The 20,557-nt window shown below is 63.1% G+C and carries 22 protein-coding genes; 9 read left to right on the forward strand and 13 right to left on the reverse strand.

All coding sequences use genetic code 11. From position 1 onward, the window contains the following. Positions 1 to 508 precede the first annotated feature (508 nt). A complete protein-coding gene (locus tag CQ14_RS31545) occupies positions 509 to 1,168 on the forward strand; it encodes an outer membrane protein (RefSeq protein WP_057861702.1) in 660 nt (219 codons plus the stop codon). Positions 1,169 to 1,286: 118 nt separating this feature from the next. Here CQ14_RS31545 and CQ14_RS31550 read toward each other — a convergent pair whose 3' ends face one another. Further along, on the reverse strand, positions 1,287 to 2,144 hold the full coding sequence (locus tag CQ14_RS31550; RefSeq protein WP_057861703.1) for a PCC domain-containing protein: 858 nt from the start codon (positions 2,142 to 2,144) through the stop codon (positions 1,287 to 1,289). A 4-nt stretch (positions 2,145 to 2,148) separates the two neighbouring features. Beyond that, complete coding sequence (locus CQ14_RS31555) at positions 2,149 to 3,780, reverse strand: acyl-CoA synthetase (protein WP_057861704.1); 1,632 nt, start codon at positions 3,778 to 3,780, stop codon at positions 2,149 to 2,151. A gap of 164 nt (positions 3,781 to 3,944) precedes the next feature. Between CQ14_RS31555 and CQ14_RS31560 the strand changes: the two genes are divergently transcribed. Beyond that, a complete protein-coding gene (locus tag CQ14_RS31560; protein ID WP_057861705.1) occupies positions 3,945 to 4,469 on the forward strand; it encodes a DUF3828 domain-containing protein in 525 nt (174 codons plus the stop codon). A 55-nt stretch (positions 4,470 to 4,524) separates the two neighbouring features. On the opposite strand, the gene CQ14_RS31565 is transcribed toward CQ14_RS31560, so the two are convergent. Together CQ14_RS31565 and CQ14_RS31570 are read right to left on the reverse strand one after the other, a co-directional pair. After that, entirely contained in the window at positions 4,525 to 4,926 is a 402-nt protein-coding gene (locus CQ14_RS31565) for an SPW repeat protein (protein WP_057861706.1), read from the reverse strand. Between the two features lie 178 nt (positions 4,927 to 5,104). Then, complete coding sequence (locus CQ14_RS31570) at positions 5,105 to 6,049, reverse strand: tetratricopeptide repeat protein (protein ID WP_057861707.1); 945 nt, start codon at positions 6,047 to 6,049, stop codon at positions 5,105 to 5,107. A 100-nt stretch (positions 6,050 to 6,149) separates the two neighbouring features. Between CQ14_RS31570 and CQ14_RS31575 the strand changes: the two genes are divergently transcribed. Beyond that, the gene (locus CQ14_RS31575; protein ID WP_057861708.1) at positions 6,150 to 6,422 is read left to right on the forward strand and encodes a GNAT family N-acetyltransferase; all 273 of its coding nucleotides are present in this window, start codon (positions 6,150 to 6,152) and stop codon (positions 6,420 to 6,422) included. Between the two features lie 134 nt (positions 6,423 to 6,556). Here CQ14_RS31575 and CQ14_RS31580 read toward each other — a convergent pair whose 3' ends face one another. Together CQ14_RS31580 and CQ14_RS31585 are read right to left on the reverse strand one after the other, a co-directional pair. Beyond that, complete coding sequence (locus tag CQ14_RS31580; protein WP_057861709.1) at positions 6,557 to 7,348, reverse strand: fumarylacetoacetate hydrolase family protein; 792 nt, start codon at positions 7,346 to 7,348, stop codon at positions 6,557 to 6,559. A gap of 191 nt (positions 7,349 to 7,539) precedes the next feature. Further along, the gene (locus CQ14_RS31585; protein ID WP_057861710.1) at positions 7,540 to 7,941 is read right to left on the reverse strand and encodes a DUF3597 domain-containing protein; all 402 of its coding nucleotides are present in this window, start codon (positions 7,939 to 7,941) and stop codon (positions 7,540 to 7,542) included. A gap of 292 nt (positions 7,942 to 8,233) precedes the next feature. Between CQ14_RS31585 and CQ14_RS31590 the strand changes: the two genes are divergently transcribed. After that, on the forward strand, positions 8,234 to 9,145 hold the full coding sequence (locus CQ14_RS31590; RefSeq protein ID WP_057861774.1) for a DUF2189 domain-containing protein: 912 nt from the start codon (positions 8,234 to 8,236) through the stop codon (positions 9,143 to 9,145). Between the two features lie 209 nt (positions 9,146 to 9,354). Then, on the forward strand, positions 9,355 to 10,170 hold the full coding sequence (locus CQ14_RS31595) for a lytic murein transglycosylase (RefSeq protein WP_057861711.1): 816 nt from the start codon (positions 9,355 to 9,357) through the stop codon (positions 10,168 to 10,170). Between the two features lie 45 nt (positions 10,171 to 10,215). Here the strand turns inward: CQ14_RS31595 and CQ14_RS31600 are convergent, their stop codons facing one another. Beyond that, entirely contained in the window at positions 10,216 to 10,479 is a 264-nt protein-coding gene (locus tag CQ14_RS31600) for a hypothetical protein (protein WP_082650122.1), read from the reverse strand. 798 nt (positions 10,480 to 11,277) lie between these two features. Between CQ14_RS31600 and CQ14_RS42745 the strand changes: the two genes are divergently transcribed. The 3 genes from CQ14_RS42745 to CQ14_RS31610 all read left to right on the forward strand — a co-directional run bounded on the left by CQ14_RS42745 (position 11,278) and on the right by CQ14_RS31610 (position 14,074). Then, a complete protein-coding gene (locus tag CQ14_RS42745) occupies positions 11,278 to 11,430 on the forward strand; it encodes a DUF1127 domain-containing protein (RefSeq protein WP_016846063.1) in 153 nt (50 codons plus the stop codon). Between the two features lie 102 nt (positions 11,431 to 11,532). After that, positions 11,533 to 12,966, forward strand: a complete 1,434-nt coding sequence (trmFO, locus tag CQ14_RS31605; protein ID WP_057861713.1) for a methylenetetrahydrofolate--tRNA-(uracil(54)-C(5))-methyltransferase (FADH(2)-oxidizing) TrmFO — start codon at positions 11,533 to 11,535, stop codon at positions 12,964 to 12,966. Positions 12,967 to 12,970: 4 nt separating this feature from the next. Further along, the gene (locus tag CQ14_RS31610) at positions 12,971 to 14,074 is read left to right on the forward strand and encodes a serine/threonine protein kinase (protein ID WP_057861714.1); all 1,104 of its coding nucleotides are present in this window, start codon (positions 12,971 to 12,973) and stop codon (positions 14,072 to 14,074) included. A 128-nt stretch (positions 14,075 to 14,202) separates the two neighbouring features. Here CQ14_RS31610 and CQ14_RS31615 read toward each other — a convergent pair whose 3' ends face one another. Genes CQ14_RS31615 through yajC form a run of 5 tightly spaced genes read right to left on the reverse strand, consistent with a single transcriptional unit; the run spans position 14,203 to position 18,478 of the window. Next, entirely contained in the window at positions 14,203 to 15,066 is an 864-nt protein-coding gene (locus tag CQ14_RS31615; protein WP_057861715.1) for a phytoene/squalene synthase family protein, read from the reverse strand. Further along, the gene (locus CQ14_RS31620) at positions 15,063 to 15,446 is read right to left on the reverse strand and encodes an Mth938-like domain-containing protein (RefSeq protein ID WP_057861716.1); all 384 of its coding nucleotides are present in this window, start codon (positions 15,444 to 15,446) and stop codon (positions 15,063 to 15,065) included. The genes CQ14_RS31615 and CQ14_RS31620 overlap by 4 nt, the downstream gene beginning before the upstream one ends. 4 nt (positions 15,447 to 15,450) lie before the next feature. Continuing rightward, positions 15,451 to 16,452, reverse strand: coding sequence for a protein translocase subunit SecF (gene secF / locus CQ14_RS31625; RefSeq protein WP_057861717.1), 1,002 nt, complete (start codon positions 16,450 to 16,452; stop codon positions 15,451 to 15,453). Positions 16,453 to 16,462: 10 nt separating this feature from the next. Further along, positions 16,463 to 18,061 carry a protein translocase subunit SecD gene (secD, locus tag CQ14_RS31630; RefSeq protein ID WP_057861718.1) on the reverse strand — a complete coding sequence of 533 codons (1,599 nt, stop codon included), beginning with the start codon at positions 18,059 to 18,061 and terminating at the stop codon, positions 16,463 to 16,465. 54 nt (positions 18,062 to 18,115) lie between these two features. After that, the gene (yajC, locus tag CQ14_RS31635) at positions 18,116 to 18,478 is read right to left on the reverse strand and encodes a preprotein translocase subunit YajC (RefSeq protein WP_057861719.1); all 363 of its coding nucleotides are present in this window, start codon (positions 18,476 to 18,478) and stop codon (positions 18,116 to 18,118) included. Positions 18,479 to 18,672: 194 nt separating this feature from the next. Between yajC and CQ14_RS31640 the strand changes: the two genes are divergently transcribed. After that, complete coding sequence (locus CQ14_RS31640; RefSeq protein WP_057861720.1) at positions 18,673 to 19,644, forward strand: ATP-binding protein; 972 nt, start codon at positions 18,673 to 18,675, stop codon at positions 19,642 to 19,644. 164 nt (positions 19,645 to 19,808) lie between these two features. Here the strand turns inward: CQ14_RS31640 and CQ14_RS47075 are convergent. After that, a partial coding sequence (locus CQ14_RS47075) for a LysM peptidoglycan-binding domain-containing M23 family metallopeptidase (RefSeq protein WP_245320663.1) occupies positions 19,809 to 20,557 on the reverse strand: 749 nt, incomplete at its 5' end.

Raw genomic sequence — 20,557 nt, forward strand, 5'->3', positions numbered from 1 at the left:
TCGCTAGCGCTCCTTTGCCCACCCTACGGACTGAATTTCGAGGGTTGAACAAGATGCAAACCTCGGACGCAATGTGTCGCGAGATCGCGAAACGATTCCACACCGTCATTGCGAGCGCAGCGAAGCAATCCATTGCCATCTCATGCGCGGAAGTATGGATTGCTTCGCTGCGCTCGAATGACGCGGTTAGGCCGATCGAACGCAATCGTGTCATTTCTCGCGCATATCGAGAACGTATTCCGCACTACACGTCGCCGCATCGCTGTCGAAATAGCAACCTGTCCGCGCCAATGGGCGGTCGCGCTTCGGTCCAATTTTTGCCGGCATACATGACGTATGGTTAATCCTGTGAACGACGTTTTTACATCCGCTCAAACGTCGCTTGCAGACGACTCTTTGAGGGCGCGTTCGCGCCCGCTTCCAGAACTTTACGTCACCATGCCGGTGCACCGGTCCGTTATGGGGCCTGCAGGCAGTTACAAGAGTGTTCAACTACAGGGGACAAAATATGAAACAACTACTTCTAGCTGGCGTGGCCCTCTCGGTCGCGACCGCGGCCTCGGCTGCCGACCTGCCGGCCCGGCCCTATGCCAAGGCGCCCCCGGCGGCGGTGGTTGCGGCGTATAACTGGTCCGGCTTCTACATCGGCGCGATGGGCGGCTACGGCTCGGAGACCGGTGGGGGCAGCGGCGGCTTCGGCGGCGGCACGATCGGCTACAACTGGCAATTCCCCGGCAGCCAGTTCGTCTTCGGTATCGAAGTCGACGCCGCCGGCGCCAGCATCAAGGACAGCGTCACCGAGGATTTTGGCGGCGGACTTCTGGTCACGTCGGAAACCAAGATCAACTCATTCGGCAGCGTGACCGGACGCGCCGGCTTCGCCATCGATGCGGCCCTGCTCTACGCCAAGGGTGGTTATGCCTGGGCCAACAACAAGGCCTCGCTCTCAGCGGTTGGCCTTGGGTCGTTTTCCGACAGCCAGACGCACACCGGCTTCACCATCGGCGGCGGTCTGGAATACATGTTTGCTCCGAACTGGTCGGCCAAGGGCGAATACATGTTCACCAGCCTCGGCAGCGAGACCTACAATTTCGGCGGCATCCCGGCGGATTCCGGCACCATCGACCTTCACACCTTCAAGGTCGGCGTGAACTATCACTTCAGGTAAGCCGAGAAACTATAGGGTGGGCAAAGCGCAAGCGTGCCCACCATCGACAGATTACAATGACGCTGGATGGTGGGCATGGCGCAAATGCGCCTTCCCACCATACGGCATTACGAAGAACTCAAACCGCCTCCAGCACCAGCTCCATCGTCATCAGCACCGGATTGTCGCCGCGCATCAGCTGGCCCTCGGCGATGCCGCCGAGATAATCGACGAGTGCGATATCGATCTCCGCGTGCAACGTGCCGTCGGCGCCGGGCGCGATCGTGCCGGCCTTGATCGCAAGCTCGGTCGCAAACGGCACCACGGTTCGGTCGTCGGTGAAATGCGCGCCGATCGTCGAGCCGACGCCACCGTGAATCCGCGCGCGCAGGATGCCGTGCTGCCGGCAGAACGTCTCCAGCGCCGCGGCGAAATCCTGATTCGGCCGCAGCCGCAGCGCGAACGCGCGGCTCTCGGCCTTCACATCCGTGCCGGCGCGCGCCACCGGACCGAACAATTTGAAATTGGTCTCGGGATCGGGCTCGGCCGTGAAGACAGCACCGTCGATGCCGAACGCTTCGACTGAAAACGATTCGGCGACGATGCTCTCCTCGGGGAGAATGTGGCCGCCGTGCAGATGGCCGTCGGTCTCGGTCCATAGCCCATGGCAATGGAAGAACGGCGCGCCGTCACGCTCGCCGAGCGTCATTGCCCCACACTTCAGCCGCGTGATGCCAGAGGGCCGATACGTATCGCTGTAGAACGCCGCATTGGCGCCGGTCTTCGACAGCGCCGGCATCACATAGGCAAAGGGTCCAAGCGCCCCTTCCCTCATGCTCAAGACGCCGCCCGAAAACCCGGCCTCCGCAAAGCCGCGGCGCGCGGCCTCCAGCAGCGGCAGGCCAGCCTCAAGCGTGAACGAGAACGCCCGCCCCCGCGCCTCGACCCATTGGATGCGTTCGGCCGCGGGCGGCCCTGGCTGCTCGATGCTGCGCATCGGCTCAGCTGCCGGTCTTGGAAATGAGTTCAAGCAGCCCTCGCGCCTCCAGTTCATCGCGGACCAGCCGCTTCGGAATCTTGCCATAGCCGGATTTCGGCAGCGCCTCCCAGAAGAAGAAGCGCTTTGGCATCTTGTAGCGCGGCACCTTCGGCGCCAGGAACGCGGCGAGTTCCGCCTCGCTCACGGCGGCAGCGCCCTCGCGTGCGACACAGACGGCGACGCCGACCTCCCCCCAGAACGGATCGGGCACGCCGAGCACGGCGACCTCGCCGATCGCGGGATGGGTGAGAATCTTCTCCTCGACCTCGCGCGGATAGATGTTGGAGCCGCCGGAGATGTACATGTCCGAGGCGCGGCCGGTGATGTAGAGAAAGCCCTCCTCGTCCATGTGACCGAGATCGCCGGTCCGAAACCAGCCGTCGCGAAACGCCTTCGCGTTGGCTTCGGGGTTATCGTAATAGCCGGCGAACACCGCGGGCCCGATCACGCAGATCTCGCCGGTCTCGAACGCTTTGAGCTCGCGCCCGTCGTCGCCCTGGATCGAGACCTGCATGCCCGTGCGTTCGAAACCGCAGGTGCCGATGCGGGCCTGCGGGCCGTCCTCGACGTCATGCAGATTGGCCGGCATGACAGTGATGTTGCCGGTGACCTCGCCGAGCCCGAAATATTGCACCAACACCTTGCCGAGCTTGTTCAGCGCGGCCTTCTGGTCCTCGCGATACATCGGAGCGCCCGCATAGATCACAAAGCGCAGCGACGAGTGATCGAACTTGTCGACCGCGGGATGCTCGACCATCATCTTCAAGATGGTCGGCACGGTAAAAATGTTGCTAACGCGATGCGCCTCGATCAGCCGGAACGCCTCGGCAATGTCGAACTTTTCCGAAGGCAGCAGGATGGTCGGCACCCCGCGCGCGGCCTGCACGAGCTGGTGCACGCCGGCGCCGTGCGACAACGGCGCGACCACCAGCGAGGCATCCGTCTCCGTCGTGCCCGGCATCAGGTCGGCGAGATGATTGGTCACCACAAAGGCCATCTGGCCGTGGGTGAGCACGGCTGCCTTGGAGCGTCCTGTCGTGCCCGAGGTGAAGAAGAACCAGCAGGGATCGTCGTAATCGACCGCCGCGTTCTCGATCCTCGCGCCGGCCTGCGCCGCGATCACGTCGCTCACCGCGCGTTCGCCGAGCGTTCCCTCGCCGATCCGCCAGATGAATTCGAGCGCTGGATTGGCAACCGCCGTGGCGTGCTCGGGAAAATCGCCATGGCACAAAAACGCCTTGGCGCCGGAGGCGCTGGCGAGATAGGCGACCTCGTCCGGCATCAGGCGGAAATTCGTGGGCACCCAGACCGCGCCGAGGCGAAAGGCCGCGAACATCGACCAGAACATCTCGTCGCAATTCTTGGAATGGACCAGGATACGGTCGCCCTTGACGACCCCGCGTGCGGCAAGCCCCGCCGCCAGCGCCGATACGGCGGAATCGATCTCGCGCCAGGTCCAGGATTTGTCGCCCCAGATGAAGCCCGTCCGGTCGCCATGGCGGTGGGCATTCTGGGTCAGCAGATGCGAAAGATTCATCACGCGGCGCGACATCCGCGCCAGCCCGCCGCGCGGGTCGGCTGTGGTCCCGGTCATCGGAGGACCATCCAGACAAGCCAGTCGCCTTGCAACACGGACATCGAACACCTCATTCGAACAATAACAGAAGCCGGGCGACTAATGATCTGCCGCCGTCATGCTCACCATGGTCCAGCCAGGCTCTCCCGTCCATAACCCGACCCAACGATTTGAGGAACCAAATGATTACCCGTCGAAACCTGATCGTATCAGGCGCAGCCCTCGTGCTGGTCGGCACCCTGCCGCATCACGCGCGTGCCGCCGACGATCCCGCCGGTATTCTCACCGCGGTCTATGCCCGCGTCACCAAGGGCAAGGGCGATGGCGGTGGCACGTTCGTCATCGAGAACAAGGCGGCGAAAGCAAAATATCTGTCGAAATCGCTGATCGCGCTGTGGGCCAAGGCGGATGCCCGCACCAAAAAGGGCGACGGCGGACCGGTCGGCTTCGATCCCGTCACCAATTCACAGGATCCGGACGTGAAATCGTTCAAGGTGACTGCCGAGAAGCAGGAAGGCGACAAGGCGACCATCGCCGTCACGATCGAGGCGCATCAGCAGGATGCGCGCGCCAACCCGGCCGACAAGACCATCCGCTACGATTTCGTCCGCGAGGCGGGCCAGTGGAAAATCGACGACATCAAGGGCGCCGTCGATGGCACTCCGTGGTCGGTTCGCGCAATGCTCCTCGACTCATTCAAATATTAGGATTGAAATCGAGCGCCTGCCGGCCACGCGTGAGGCCGGCAGTACCTGCCCGGAATTACTGCGGATGGTTGGCCAGTTCCTGGTCACTCAAGCGCCAGTCCTGCCAGAGCTGGAGCGCACCGAGCAGGACGACGACTCCGCCGAGCGCGGCGTGCCAGATCCGGAGCGTCTCGTCGCCGGAATAGCCAAAGATAAAGGGCGAGGCGATCAGCCAGAGGCCTAGCGCAATCTCACCCACCTCCTCCCAGCGCTGCAGCGCGACATATTCGAGCTGGGCCAGTCCGAAGATCAGCATGCCGACCACAAATGTATTGAGGATCATCGTGCTGCGTTCTGCATCCATCACGTCATGGTTGGAGAACGGAAACCACGGCGAGACCACGATCAGCACGCCAAGCAGCATGCCGAGCCAGTCTTCCCATGTGCGGTGTTTACTGAAGAAACGAAAGCCCGACATTGTAGACCTCCCCTTGAAAAAAGAGGCATACGTCGGCGGCCGCGATCATAGCATTTTCGATCCCGAACCAGATCCAGCCGCTTCGGCGGCGTATGTCATCCTAAAGACCTAGGAACGCTGCCCACCGCTGCAAGGTCCGTCTGCAGAGATCTTGGCGGATGGGAACAGCGGGCCCGCGCTATTGCGCCGCACCCAGCCGCTGCAGGCTTTCGCTGGCGGTACGCAGGCCCGGGCTGATCTCGAGCGCCTTGCGGAAATCGGCAATTGCGCCGGCCTTGTCGCCGAGCCGCATCCTGGCCTGGCCGCGGTTGTTCCAGGAATAGGCGTCGGCGGGATCGTATTGCAGCGCCTTGTCATAGTCGGCCAGCCCGCCCTTGATGTCATCCTGGAACAGCCTGATCATGCCGCGATTGCGCCAGCCGCGCGCATCCGTCGGCGCCATCTTGATGGCCTCGCCGTAATCGGCCTTGGCACGGTCGAGTTGCTCGCTGTCGCGATGGACATTGCCACGGTTGATATAGGCCAGCACGTTGGGTCTGAGTCTGATCTCCATGGTGTAGTCGGCGAGCGCGCGGGCCATGTCGCGCTTGCGGTGATAGGCATAGCCGCGATTGCCATAGGCTGTTGCAAGCGCGGGATTGTGCTTGAGGGCGGCGCTGAAATCGGCGATCGCGCGATCGAGGTCGCCCCTGTTGAACCAGGCATCGCCGCGGTTGTTGTAGGCCAGCGCGAACGCGGGATCGATGCGGAGCGCTTCGTCGTAATCGGCCATCGCGCGGTCGAGATCGCGCTTGAAGGCGTAGACGCGGCCGCGGTTGGTGAGTGCACAGGCTGAGGTCGGATCGAGCCGGATCGATTCATCGAGGTCGGCGAGTGCGGCGTCGAGCTGCCGCTTCTCGGTCAGCCCATGGCCGCGGAAACAATAGGCGGCAGCCAACCTCTTGCCCGTCTCGCGCTTGGCATCGATGACGGCGCCGCACGCGGCCACTTTGTCGGCAGGCGTCGTGGTGGTGCTGACGCAGGCCTGCCATGTCTGGTCATCTTCTGCGGAAGCGGCAGGTGGTTGCGCGAGCGTCACGGCGACGCCCAGTAACGATGCGGTCAGGCAGGTCAGAATGCGCATATCAGCCAATCCCGGGCGAGGCAGCTCCCACTTCGTCGCCGGTTTGCATCGGCAGGTTCATGCCGCTACATGAACGGGTGAATTATCCGGGAATCACTGCATGGCCGCTGTCCGCGACAACAAGGCTCAAAACCGCTTCGAACTCGACGTCGAGGGCGCCGTGGCGTTTGCGAATTATCGCGTCACGCCCGCGGCGGTCATCATCACCCACACCGAGACGCCCCGCGCACTGCGCGGCCGCGGCATCGCTTCCGAACTGATCAAGGGCGCGCTCGAATTGATCCGCGCCGACGGACGCAAGGTCATCGCCGGCTGCGGTTTCGTCGTGGATTACCTGCGCAGAAATCCGGAGTTTGCCGATCTGATGGCGTGATGTTGTCGTAGCCCGGATGGAGCGAAGCGCAATCCGGGATAAGTCCATCCACCGCAAGCCACCCCGGATTTCGCGGAGCCTGTCATCGGGCGCGCATTCGCGCGACCCGTTGGCTCCATCCGNAACAACAAGCCTCACGTGATCCGGATCGACATATCCGGCAGGCCCTCGAGCTTGCACAGGATCACGTCGCCCTTCACCACCGGACCGACATTCTCCGGCGTGCCGGAATAGATGATGTCGCCGGCCTTGAGCTCAAAAGCTTCCGAGAGCTTGGAGATCTGCTCGGCCACGCTCCAGATCATGTTCTGCAGGTTGGAGTTCTGCTTGACCGTGCCGTTTACCGCCAGCGAGATCGCGCCCTTGGTGAAGTGGCCGGTCTTGGCTGCGGGATGAATGGGCCCGAGCACGGCGGAGCGATCAAAGCTCTTGCCGATTTCCCATGGCTTCTTCTCGTCACCCATCGCCCGCTGCAGATCGCGCCGCGTCATATCGAGGCCGAGCGCATAGCCGTAGACATGGTCGAGCGCCTGCTCCGGTGAAATGCTGGTGCCACCGGATTTCAGCGCCGCCACCAGTTCGACCTCGTAATGATAGTTCTTGGTCAGGGTGGGATAGGGATGATCGCCGACCGTACCTATGGCGACATTCTGGATCGCATCGGTCGGTTTCTGGAAAAAGAACGGCGGCTCGCGATTGGGGTCAGAGCCCATTTCGCGTGCATGCGCCGCATAGTTGCGGCCGATGCAATAGATCCGCCGCACCGGAAACACGTCGGTCTCGCCCACGATCGGGATGGTCGTCGTACCGACCGGGAAAATCGATTTCGGGCCAGCCTGCGCATCGGCCGCGCCGTTCTGCACCGCGGTGCCCGCCAGCGCCAGCGCGCCCGTTGCCAAAATGGTCCTGCGATCGACATTGCTCATTGGCGTCTCCTTGTATTTTGTATTTTGCTCTTGTTGCCGGACGCGTATCTACCGCCTTTTCGAGCCGAAGTGGACATGTTTTGCGTTGTGCATTGCAAAGCAGGAACGCACGGCTTTTGACGATGGTGCCGCCATCGCGAAACAAAAAGGCCCGCGTCACCGCGGGCCTTTCGGATAGATCTGAACGAAGCTCAGTGCTTGATATCAGGCGGCAGCTTGCCGCCATTGGCGGCCAGCTTGGCCATGACCTGCTTGTGCAGCCAGATATTCATGCTGGCGGAATCATTGCTGTCGCCGGTGTAGCCGAGCTCTTTGGCGAGTTCCTTGCGCGCGGCGAAGCTGGAATCGATATCAAGCGCTTTCATCAGGTCGACGATCGAGGTGCGCCACGCCAGCTTCTCTCCCTTGGCGGCGACCGCCTTGTCCAGGATGGGCGCGACATCGACAGTCGCGGCTGGCGCAGCAGCCGGTGCAGCGGCAGCCCCACCGGACGATGACGATCCGGTCCCTGCGGCCGCGCCGCCGCCGCCCGCCGGCGCGGCGTCCGCCTTGGTGCCGAAGATCGCGCCCATGATTTTTCCGAAAATGCTCATCGTTCACTCCCAATGACTTGAGGATAGGCTCTGTCGCTGCCGAGGTTTCGACCGGCAGCGCCACGCCGGTATCACTGACAAGTCTAGCCAGCCTGAAGATGCTTGCCAATGAAACATTCACCTAAGCGTGAGTGCCTTTGTCGCTGTTTGAGAGTACGCTGACGACTCGGTTCGCGACAGGCCAGTTCCATCCCTCTGTCTTCGCGTCTGGCCTGATCGTGATCGTTTCATGAAACGGCGCATCTGCGTCTTTCGACAGGCGCACCATGCAGCCGGCAGGGAGACAGCGACCATGGCGACCCTTCACGGCAATGTCACATCTATGGCGCAGGGCGTAACCGATAACGCCGCCGCGCCAGTCATCCGAACCATCGGCCTGTCAGATCTCCATCGCGCCTTGCAGCGCGGCTGGGAAGATTTCAAGGCAGTACCAACTCACGCTATCATTCTGTGTGTCATCTATCCCGTGCTCGGACTGATGCTGGCGCGCGCCGTGCTCGGCTATTCCGTGCTGCCATTGCTGTTTCCGCTCGCCGCCGGCTTTGCCCTGATCGGCCCGTTTGCGGCACTCGGCCTTTATGAGATGAGCCGCCGTCGCGAACACGGCGAACAGGCAACCGCCTGGGATGCGCTCGAAGTCGTGCGCGCGCCGTCATTCGGCGCGATGCTCGGGCTCGGCGTCCTGTTGCTGGCCCTGTTCGTGACCTGGGTGGCCACCGCGCAGGCGATCTACATCGCCGCGTTCGGCTATGCAGGCGCGACCGGATTTTCCGATTTCGTCACGCGCGTGTTGAGCACATCACAAGGCTGGTGGCTGATCGTGGTCGGCTGCGGCGTCGGCTTCCTGTTTGCGCTCGTCGCGCTTTGCATCAGCGTGGTCTCCTTCCCGCTGATGCTAGACCGTCACGCCGGCGCCGGCGATGCGATGGTGACCTCGCTGCGCGCAGTGGCGCGCAATCCAGCGCCAATGGCGGCATGGGGATTGATCGTCGCGGTGTTGCTGGTTTTGGGAACGTTGCCGTTCTTCCTCGGCCTGGCCGTCGTCATCCCCCTGCTCGGTCACGCCACCTGGCATCTTTATCGAGAGACGATCGAGCCGGAACTCAATCCACAGCCGCTTCCGCCCCGCGCGCACCGCGAACGGAAGCCGGCCGCCGATTTCCCGGCCAATTTGTTCCCTTGGCGGCGCAAGGACGATGCCTAGGCGGCAGGGAACCCGATTGATCAAGCCGCCGGTCGAATGCGAACCGGCGGTTTGGCTGTTCACTGCGCACTAACGATGAATTGAGCATGTTCAAAGGAATAGCATCCAGGGCAACGGCTTAAGCCTTGTTTTGGCCGATCTTGCTTCGAACATTCGGCGTGACGTTGACACTAACTCGATGACGCATCGATCGTGGAGCGAACGGCACGATGACCTCTCGCCTGTCTCTGCGCGCTCTCACCCTGGGCGCCCTGTTACTGAGTTCTGCAGCGCCGGCACTTGCCGCCCCCTGCGGCACGGGCTCGTTCGAAACCTGGCTGGAGGACTTCAAGAAGGAAGCGGCCGCCAAGGGAATATCGGCGTCCGCCATTCAGGCGGGTCTTTCCGGCGTCACGCTCGACAAGAGCGTGCTGGCCCGCGACCAGTCGCAGAAGGTCTTCACCCAGAGCTTTGAGGAATTCTCCGGCCGCATGGTTCCGCCCCGGCTCACCCGCGGCTCCAACATGCTCAAGCAATACGGCTCGGTGCTCGGGCGTATCGAACAGACCTATGGTGTATCAGGCGAAGTGCTGGTGGCGATCTGGGGCCTGGAAACCGATTTCGGCGTCAACATCGGAAAATTCCCGACGCTGCGCGCACTGGCGACGCTGGCCTATGATTGCCGGCGCACCGAGTTGTTCAAGGCCGAGTTGATGGACGCGCTGCGCATTGTCGAGCGCGGCGATATCGCGCCGCAGGATCTGCGCGGCGCGTGGGCCGGCGAAATCGGCCAGACCCAGTTCATGCCCTCCTCCTACATCAAATTCGCGGTCGATTTCGACGGCAACGGCCGCCGCGATCTCATGCGCAGCCCGCCCGACGTGCTGGCTTCCACCGCCAACTTCCTCGCCAACCATGGCTGGCAGCGCGGCAAGGACTGGGAGCCCGGCAGCGCCAACTTCGCTGCGATCAAGGAGTGGAACAAGAGCGAGGTCTACGCCAAGACCATTGCTGCTTTCGCGACGCAGCTTTCGCGAGCCCCCTAGCAATACTCAAAGGGCCGGCCGCAATGACCGGCCCTTTGCCACGCTCTACTTCGCCGCGCTCGCTTGCATCGCTTTGCTCAGATGCGCCGCACAGGCGCCAGCCTTGCCGCTCAGCATGGCATCCTGCGCAGCCGCTATTTCCTTCTGGGCGGCGATCTTCCCCTCGCCGTCCGCCATGTTCTCGATCATCGTTTCGGTCTTGCTCAAATTATCGCCGCTGCAGCTCGCTTTGACTCGCGCGGCGTCGGCGGGAGAGACGGCATATGCCATGGCTGCTACCGCAGTAGCCGCGAGCAACTTGTTGAGCATCGAAATTCCCCTTTTTGTTTTTTGGACAGGCGGCGTCATTGCTGCCCGCAACAGCAATTGTTCGCCGAAGCCGGAAAACTTCGGAATGAACTTCGCGCGAGGTCGTGAGCGCAGCGCGCAACGGACTTATGCGAAATCGTGCTTTTTCATTACAGGCCGGTAACGAAGAGCGACGCGCGGCTTACGGCGATCATCTTCAGTCATGTTACGCCCGGCACGATCAAGCGCAGGCTCGCTTCGCACACGACAAGAGATCCGCGAATGAGCAGCACCTTGCGCGCGTGAAGGCCTCAGCACCAGGAGGCCGGCACCTGCGGGCCGCCTGGCGCGGACCATGTTGGACACGGACGCCCGACCAAGCAGATCGGTTGGTCGGGGATGCCGTTCCCAAGCATCATTGTAATAATGAATATATATTCATTTATTATCATTAGACCGCATGCGATTCACGCATAAGAAAGTTCTAAAAATCAGGAGTTTTCCGGCATAATTGTCCGCTCGCGACGCCCTTGCGGCCGTGTTGGCTAACAGTTCGGCAGGAAACGAGGGTTATTCGTCGCTAACGAGAAACCCGCAAATTTACGGCATTACTTGTATCTTTGGAGGCCGGCCTCGCACCCCTCTGGCACCGAGCCGGGGAGCCATGCCGAAAGGTTAAGCGGACCTTACCTCAGTTATGCGTCTGAAGATTAGCTGCACCGCAACATTGGAACTTCTGCACTGCAAAATCTAAGCTATATTCATTTCAACGATGAAGCCGTCCTCCAAGGGCTGAATCGTAACTGCAAGGAGACTACCATGTTGCTCTCGCTCATCCGCATGATCCAGGCTTTCCGGGATTATCAGCGCAATGTCAGCGAACTGTCCCAGCTCAGCGATCGCGAACTGGCCGATATCGGCCTCGATCGTTCGGACATTCCGCGCGTTGCCGCCGGGACCTACAACGGCTGATCCCTGTTCAGCCGCCTGATGAACGGATAACGCCCGCCCTCGTTGCGGGCGTTGTCGTTTCTGGTGCTGCACTAGCCGTGAAAACGCGCTAACCCTGCGCGCATGATTTCCTCTACCTCCCAAACTGACACCGTCCATGTCATTGGCGGCGGCCTCGCCGGCTCGGAAGCCGCCTGGCAGGTCGCCAATGCCGGCGTTCGCGTCGTCCTGCACGAGATGCGACCGCTGCGGATGACCGAGGCGCACCGCACGGAAGGCCTGGCCGAACTGGTCTGCTCCAACTCGTTCCGCTCGGACGATGCCGCCAATAACGCCGTCGGCCTGCTACACGCCGAAATGCGCCGGCTGGGCTCGCTGATCATGCGCTCCGCCGACGCCAATCAGGTGCCTGCGGGCGGCGCGCTGGCGGTCGACCGCGACGGCTTTTCCGCTGAAGTCACCAAGGCCCTCCACGACCACCCGCTGATCGAGATCGACCGCTCCGAAATCGGCGGCCTGCCGCCGGCCGAATGGCGCAACGTGATCGTCGCGACCGGCCCCCTCACCTCGGCGCCGCTAGCCGATGCCATTCGCGAGCTGACGGACGAAAACGCGCTGGCGTTCTTCGACGCGATTGCGCCGATCGTGCACAAGGATTCCATCGACATGTCGGTGGCGTGGTTTCAGTCGCGCTACGACAAGGTCGGACCCGGCGGCACCGGCGCCGATTACATCAACTGCCCGATGACGAAGGAGCAGTATGACGGCTTTGTCGCGGCATTGCTGGCCGGCGAGAAAGTCGACTTCAAGGACTGGGAGACCAACACGCCGTATTTCGACGGCTGCCTCCCCGTCGAGGTGATGGCCGAGCGCGGCCACGAGACTCTGCGGCACGGGCCGATGAAGCCGGTCGGGCTGACCAATCCGCACAATCCGACGGTCAAGCCCTATGCCATCGTCCAGCTTCGCCAGGACAACAAGCTCGGCACGCTCTACAACATCGTCGGCTTCCAGACCAAGCTGAACTACGGCGCGCAGCAGCGGGTGTTCCGCACCATTCCAGGCCTCGAGAACGCCGAATTCGCCCGGCTCGGCGGCCTGCATCGCAACACCTTCCTCAACTCGCCGAAACTGCTGGATGGCCAATTGCGGCTGCGTGCGCAGCCACGGCTGCGCTTTGCCGGGCAGATGACGGGCTGCGAGGGCTATGTGGAATCCGCCAGCATCGGATTGATCGCAGGCCTCTACGCTGCGGCCAATGCGCAGGCGCAATCGCTTGAACCGCCGCCGCCGACCACGGCGCTGGGCTCGCTGCTTGGACACATCACAGGGGGTCATATCGAGACCATCGAGGCGGGCACGCGCTCGTTCCAGCCCATGAACATCAATTTCGGCCTATTCCCGCCGCTTGCCAGCCTGCCGACCAAGAAGGCGGACGGCACGCGGCTGCGCGGCAGCGAGAAGACGGTCGCCAAGAAGCAGGCTCTCAGCGCGCGGGCGCTTGGCGATCTCGATCGCTGGATAGCCGATCATCTGCGCGTAGCGGCGGCGGCGTAATCCCATGGCTCTGCCGAAAGACGACGCCGCCACGCTGTCGGCGCGATGGACCGAAGGCGTACTGTTGAAGCGCGACGTTTTCTCAACCGTCGAACGCGGCCGTTTTCGCGACGAGGCCGGCGAGGTCGATGCCGTGCTGCGCCGGCTCGATCAGGTGCCGCTATGGTCCTATCCCCTCGCCCGGCATCTGTTCGCCCGCGAGCGCCGCGCGCTGGCGCTGGCGCGTGATCTCGACGTCGGCCCAAAGCTGCTCTGGGCGGGACGGAAGGCACTGGTGCGCGGCTTCATCGACGGCGTCGCGCTGCACCTCGCCAAGCCGCATGGCGACATCGCCTATTTCCGCTCGGCCAAATCAGCGCTTCGCAAGCTGCACCGCGCCGGCATTTGCCACAACGATCTCGCCAAGGAGCAGAATTGGCTGGTGGGCCGCGACGGCCGGGCTTACCTCACCGATTTTCAACTCGCCGCCTGCTTTTCGACCCGCAGCCGGCTGTTCCGGATCGCGGCCTATGAGGACCTGCGGCACCTCCTGAAGCACAAGCGCAGCTATGCGCCGTCGGCGCTGACGCCGATGGAGCGCAAGATTCTGGCGCGCAAATCCTTTGTCGCCAGCCTCTGGCTCAAGACCGGCAAGAAGGTCTATCAGGCCATTACCCGCGGCCTGTTCAACTTCACCGATCGCGAAGGCGGCGGCCGACGGCTGGTCAACGACGCACCTGTTTTGATCGAGCTGATCAGGAAGAACCCCGGCGTCCGCGACACGGCGATTGTCGCGTTCGCCGACCGGCGCAGCGGCGTCGGGCTGTATGCCTTTGTCGAGGCCGACAAGGTCGAGCTGGAAAAGCAGTTGCGCAGCGAGCTTTCCGCCGCCAAGGGCGTCAAGCCGCCGGAGCATATTCAGGTCGTCCACGCCCTGCCGCGCGACGCCGCCGGCAAGCCGCGCACGGAGATCCTGCAGCTCGTCGCCATGAACCAGGTCGACCTGATCGAACCGCTGATCAACAACGAGGTCGATCGCGCATTCCTGAAGGATATTCTGGAAAGCCGGAAGAATTTGCGGGACCGGTTCAATTTCGAGAGCAGCGAATTGAATTCGCCGTCGCGCTAACTCGGATGTCGTCACCCGGGAAAGCGGGTGATCCAGTATTCCAGAGACGTTCGCGTTCAAACGAGAGGCCGCAGCGTACTGGATACCCCGCCTTCGCGGCGCATGACTGCGTAAATTTGTGCAGCCGCCTACCCGCCAAACTCCCGCGAACGCGAAGCCCGCCATAGCGTCCACAGGATCCGCAGTCGCGACGTCGCTTGCGGCAGGAAAGGATCGGCATCGGCCCGCGACATGCGCTTCAGATCGCGGTGGGTGAGCGTCAGCGGCAAGAACACCGGGCGTACCTGCGGTGGCACATGCGCGAGCAACTCAAAAGCCGTGCGGAGATGTTTTCGCGCCTCTCCGATCAACTGGTCGATCGCAGCCCGCGCCTGCGGCGTTTGCTTGCCCGCAAATACCTGCTCCATCCCGCTGCCGTGCTGCTGCAGCAATTGCAGCGGCACGAAGAGCTGGCGCCGTGCGGCATCGTGCGGCAGCGCGGTGAGCACCTGCGCGATTCCCTGCGCCAGCCCGCCATGGCGCGCGAGATGGTCGATCGCGGCCGAGGGCTGTGCCACGATCTGCGCAGCCAGCGAGAACAGCGCCGAGGCGGTATCGGTGGCATACCCTTCCAGCGCCGCCATCGACGGCATGGGATCGTTGTAGAGGTCGAACTGATGCTCCTCGATCAGCCGCAACAGCGGCTCGATCGGCAGGCGGAATTCGTCGATCGCATGCCGGAGTTCGGCAGCGACCGGATTGCCTTCGACGCCGCCATGGCCGGCGCCTTGCAGCATGTCGGTCCACCACTGCATCCGAATTTCGCCAGGCAATGGCTGGCTGACCTGCTCGCGCACGCGCGAGATCTCGACATTGAAGGCGTAGATCGACAACAGTGCGCGACGCTGGACCGCCGGCAGGAACAGCGTCGACGCATAGCGGACGAAGTCGTGCGTGCGCACCAGATCAGCGCAGAACGCGGCGGATGCCTTCGACGTCGCGGCCTCGCTCATGGCACCGCGATCAGCGCCGCCGCGACGCGCCGCCGCTCGCCCAGCATGATGTTGTAGGTGCGGATCGCAGGCCCCGTCTGCATCGGATCGAGCACCACGCGCACGGCGCGCAGCGCCTCGCGCAGACCCCGCGGCGGCACCCAGACCTCCGTGCCGGTGCCGACGATCAGTGTGTCGATGGAATTGGCGGCCTTGAACACGCGCGAGAGCGAATATTCATCGATCTCGGCCGGCCTGGTCACCGGCCAGGCCCAGATCGCATCCGGCAGGCACAACAGCGAGCCGCGATGCGACATGTCGGCGAAAGCGAAGCCGCCCTTGCCGTAGGCCTCGATCGGCGCCGACCTCGGAAGATGGGGAGCGTCCGAGGATGTGGCCATCTAACTACTTCTTTGCAGGCGTATCCGGCGCGTCGCGGTGCTCGCCAACACCGAGATAGATCAGGATCGGTGCGGCAATGAAGATCGAGGTGTAGGTGCCGACCAGCACCACGCCGAACATCATGACCGCCGTGAAGCTGTGGATCGCGTGGCCGCCGAACAGCAGCAGCGCAAGCAACGCCAGCGTCACCGTGACGTGGGTGATGATCGAGCGCGACAATGTCGAATTGATGGACTCGTTCAGGAGCTGCGGCATCGGCATCTTCTTGTAGCGCCGCAGCATTTCCCGGATACGGTCATAGATGACGACCGTGTCGTTCAGGGAGTAGCCGAGAATCGTCAATAGCGCCGCGATGCTGGTGAGGTCGAAATCGACCTGGGAGATCGACATGAAGCCGATCGTCAGCACGATATCGTGGACGTTGGCGATCATGGCGCCGAGCGCAAACTGCCACTCGAACCGGAACCAGAGATAGATCAGGATGCCGACGATCGCGAGCATCAGGCCGACCATGCCGAAGGCCAATAGCTCGCCGGAAACGCGCGGTCCGACCACTTCGACGCGGCGGTAATCAACGCTGTCGCCGAGAGCGCCGCGCACCTTCTGCATGGCCGCCTGCTGGGCGGCGTCGCCGCCCGGCTGTTCGGCCACCCGGATCAGAACGTTGTTCGGATCACCGAACTGCTGCAACTGGATATCGCCGAGTCCGAGCGTGCTCAGTTGCGCGCGCATCGCGCCGATATCGGCGGGACCCGCCTTGTTCTGCACTTCGAGGAGCGTGCCGCCCCTGAAATCGATGCCGAAATTCAGCCCGTGGGTGAAGAACAGCACGATCGCGACGATCGACAGCGCGGCCGAGATCGGAAAGCTGATGCGGCGAAAGCGCGTGAAATCGAAATGCGTATCGTCAGGGACGATGCGCAGCGGCGGCAGCAGATCGAAGATGGCGACAATGGTCAGGATGACGACCAGAACGCCCAGCGCAATGAGAACGTATTGAGTCACGGTGGGGTTCCTAGATCGGCACGGTCTTCGGCCGCTTCCACCGTACCCAGCCGGCAACGATCAGGCTGGTGAGCGTAAACGCTGTAAAGACCGTGGTGATAATGCCGATGCCGAGCGTAACGGCGAAGCCGCGAACCGGGCCGGTGCCGATGTAGAACAGCACCGCAGCGGCGATGAAAGTGGTGATGTTGGAGTCCAGGATGGTCGCCAATGCGCGCCGGAATCCCGCGTCGATCGCCGAAATCGCGTTGCGGCCGTGGCGGAGCTCTTCCCGGATACGCTCATAGATCAGCACGTTGGAGTCGACCGCGATGCCGACCGTCAGCACGACACCGGCGATGCCGGGCAGCGTCAGCGTGGCATTGAGCAGCGAAAGGATGCCGAAGATCATCGCGACGTTGATGGCGACCGCGATGTTGGCGAACACGCCGAACAGCCGGTAGGTCACCAGCATGAACACGATGACCATGATGGAGCCGACATAGGCCGCCAGTTTGCCTTTCTCGATCGAATCCTGGCCAAGGCCCGGACCAACCGTGCGTTCCTCGATCACCTTCAGCGGCGCCGGCAGCGCACCGGCGCGCAAGAGCAGCGCCAGTTCATTCGCCGCCTGCACGGTGAAACTGCCGGAAATCTGCCCCTGCCCGCCGGTGATCGGCTCGCGGATCACGGGCGCGGAGATCACCTTGTTGTCGAGGACAATGGCAAAGGGCTGCCCGACATTCTCCGACGTCGCCTGGGCGAATTTGCGTGAACCCGAACTGTTGAACTTGAAGCTCACGATCGGCTCGTTGGTGCGCTGGTCGAAGCCCGGCTGCGCGTCGGTCAGGTCGCCGCCGGAAACCAGAACCTGTCGCTTGATGACGTAAGGCACCTTCGGCGGTTGCTCGCTCATCAGGACTTCCGAATCGGCCGGCACCCGTCCCGCCTGCGCCTGATCCGGCGAGACCGACGAATCGACCATGCGGAATTCCATCTTGGCGGTCTGGCCAAGGATGCGCTTCAGCTCGGTCGGGTCCTGCAGACCCGGCACCTGAACCAGAATACGGTCGGTGCCCTGCCGCTGTATCAACGGCTCCACCGTACCCAATTGGTTGATACGGCGTTCAACGATCTGGATCGACTGCTCGTTCGTTTGCCGTATGCGTTCGGTGATCGCCGCTTCCGGCACCACGAGGCGGATCAAGCCACCGCCGCCATCTGAAACCTCGAGGCTTCGCTGCCCGCTGGAGCCGAGCAGCCCCCCGAGCGGCTGCGATAGCTCACGCAGCTTGGGGAGTGCCGCCTGAAGGTCGCTCTCCTTGACGCGCACTTCGACGGCGTCGCCGCGCACAGCAAGACCAGTGTAACCGATCTTGGCTTCGCGCAGCACGCGGCGGGCTTCGTCGCGAACCTGATCCAGTCTTTCCTTCTTGATGTAATTGGTATCGAGTTCGAGCAGCAGGTACGAGCCGCCCTGCAGATCGAGGCCGAGCACGATGTGGCGTTGCGCCCAGACCGGCCAGGTCTTCACCCGCTCCTGGGGAAAGAAGTTCGGAACCGCGAACAGGCAGACGATCAGCGCCGTCAGAATGATCGCCAGCGCCTTCCACCGCGAGAAATACAGCATCGAGTAGACCCGTCACATCCAGGAAAATGCACTGCTACGAGCAGCGCGCAAAACTCAGCTCGCGGACGTCTCGTCCTTGGTCTCACTCTTTTCCTTGGCCGGCTCGCCCTTGGCGCGGACGCCCGAAATCATCTGCCGCATCTGCCGCACGCGGACGCCATCGGAAATCTCGAACTCGATCTGGTCGTCGTCCACCACCTTGGTCACCTTGCCGACCAGGCCGCCCGAGGTGACGACCGTGTCGCCGCGGCGGATGTTTTTGACCAGCTCCTGGTGATCCTTGATCTTCTTCTGCTGCGGCCGCAGAATCAGGAAGTACATGATCACGAAGATCAGCGCGAACGGCAGCAGCGACATCAGCATGCTGTTCGCATCGCCGCCGGCTGCAGCCTGGGCGTACGCAGGGGTAATCAGCATTCGAACAATCCTCGTGAGACGGAAAAGAACCGGCCATGCCTGGGCTTAGCGCCTTGGGCAAATCGCCGGTCCGGGCAAATTTGCGCGGACTATAGCGGCGGCGGGCCCAATTGCAACGCTGGCCGCCCCCTCATTTAGGCCGCTTGCGAGACCTTCCAAGGCCCGTTAAGGCTGCGCCGTCAGGAACTCCGGAAATGTCGAAAAAAGTCAAGAAAACAGCGCCCCGCGCCGCCCCCAGGGCCGCCTCGCGAGCCCTTGCAAAAACCGCGACAAAACGTCCGGCAAGCAGCCTTAACGGTGCCACCGCCGAGCGGATCGCGACCGCGCTGGAAGCCATCGCCGGCCACCTCTCCGCGGCTTCCCCGGCGGCCGCCAGCCCTGAGTCGTTCGGCTCCGCCGACGCCTTCGTCTGGCATCCGGACGGACGGCTCTCGCCGGTGCCGCGCGTCAGCCGCGTCGATCTCGGCCTGCTCAAGGGCATCGACCGGATGCGGGACATCCTGATCGAGAACACCGAGCGCTTTGCCGACGGGCTGCCGGCCAACAACGCCCTGCTCTGGGGCGCGCGCGGCATGGGCAAGTCGTCGCTGGTGAAGGCCACGCATGCCAGCATCAATCTCGACCGCAAGCCGGCCGACCGGCTCAAGCTGATCGAGATCCACCGCGAGGACATCGAGAGCCTGCCCGCCCTGATGGACCTCCTGCGCAGCTCCGATTTCCGCTTCATCGTGTTCTGCGACGACCTCTCCTTCGACGGCAACGACGCCTCCTACAAATCGCTCAAGGCGGTGCTGGAAGGCGGCATCGAGGGTCGGCCCGACAACGTCATCCTCTACGCCACCTCGAACCGGCGGCATCTTTTGGCGCGCGAGATGATCGAGAACGAACGCTCGACCGCGATCAACCCGGGCGAAGCGGTCGAGGAAAAGGTATCGCTGTCGGACCGTTTTGGCCTGTGGCTCGGCTTTCACCGCTGCAGCCAGGACGAATACCTCGCCATGGTCCGCGGCTATTGCGGCCATTTCGGCATCAAGATTGCCGACGACGATCTCGAGCGCGAGGCGCTGGAATGGTCGACCACCCGCGGCTCCCGCTCGGGCCGCGTGGCCTGGCAGTTCACGCAGGAACTGGCGGGACGGCTGGGTGTGCGGCTTTCGGGGAAGTAGGCGCGGTCCGCGTCCGCACCTCAGACGTCATCCCCGCGAAGGCGGGATCCAGTACGCCGCGACTTCTCGGCTCAATCGCAACTGCTCTGGAATACTGGATCGCCCGGTCCCAGTGCGCAATTGCGCACAAGGCCGGGCGACGACAGTTGGGATGTGGGCGAGTCCTACGCCCCGTTCAGGAATTGAAGCGGGTCGACCGGAGAAGATCCCTTGCGGATCTCGAAGTGGAGCTGCGGCGACCCCACCTCACCCGATTGGCCCGACTTCGCAATGATCTGGCCGCGCTTGATCGTGTCGCCGCGTTTCACCAGCAGTTCACTCGCATGGGCATATGCGGTGACGTAACCGTTGGAGTGCCGCACCAGAACCAGATTGCCGTAGCCCTTCAGCTCGTTGCCGGAATAGGCGACCACGCCGTCTTCCGCGGCCTTCACCGGCGTGCCTTCCGGCACCGCCAGGTTGATGCCGTCATTCGACTTGCCGTTGGTCTTGGCGCCGTAGCTCGTGATCACCTTGCCGCGCACCGGCCAGCGGAAGGTCGGCAGCGCGCCGGTGGCTTCGCTGGGCTTGACGGAAGCCTGCTCGACGACGGGCTTTTCTTCCGTGACATTGGTGGTGGCGGAGGCCAGCCGCGCGCTCTGCGGCGGACCACCGACCGAGGCCAACTTGGTGGCAGGCGCGGCAACCGGTGCAGCCGGCTGGGCGGGCGCTGCCGCGAGGACGGGCTGCGCTACCGGAGCCGCGGCCGCGGATTTCGAACCGGGCACGGTGAGCTTCATGCCAAGGCTGAGCTTGGCGGACTGATCGAGATTGTTGGCCTTGGCGAGTTCGGTCACCGGCACATTGTTCCGGCGCGCGATGCTCATCAGCGTATCGCCGCGATTGACGACATGGATGCTCGGCGCGGCCACGG

The organism is Bradyrhizobium lablabi (genome assembly GCF_001440475.1).
Taxonomy (GTDB): Bacteria; Pseudomonadota; Alphaproteobacteria; order Rhizobiales; family Xanthobacteraceae; genus Bradyrhizobium; species Bradyrhizobium lablabi.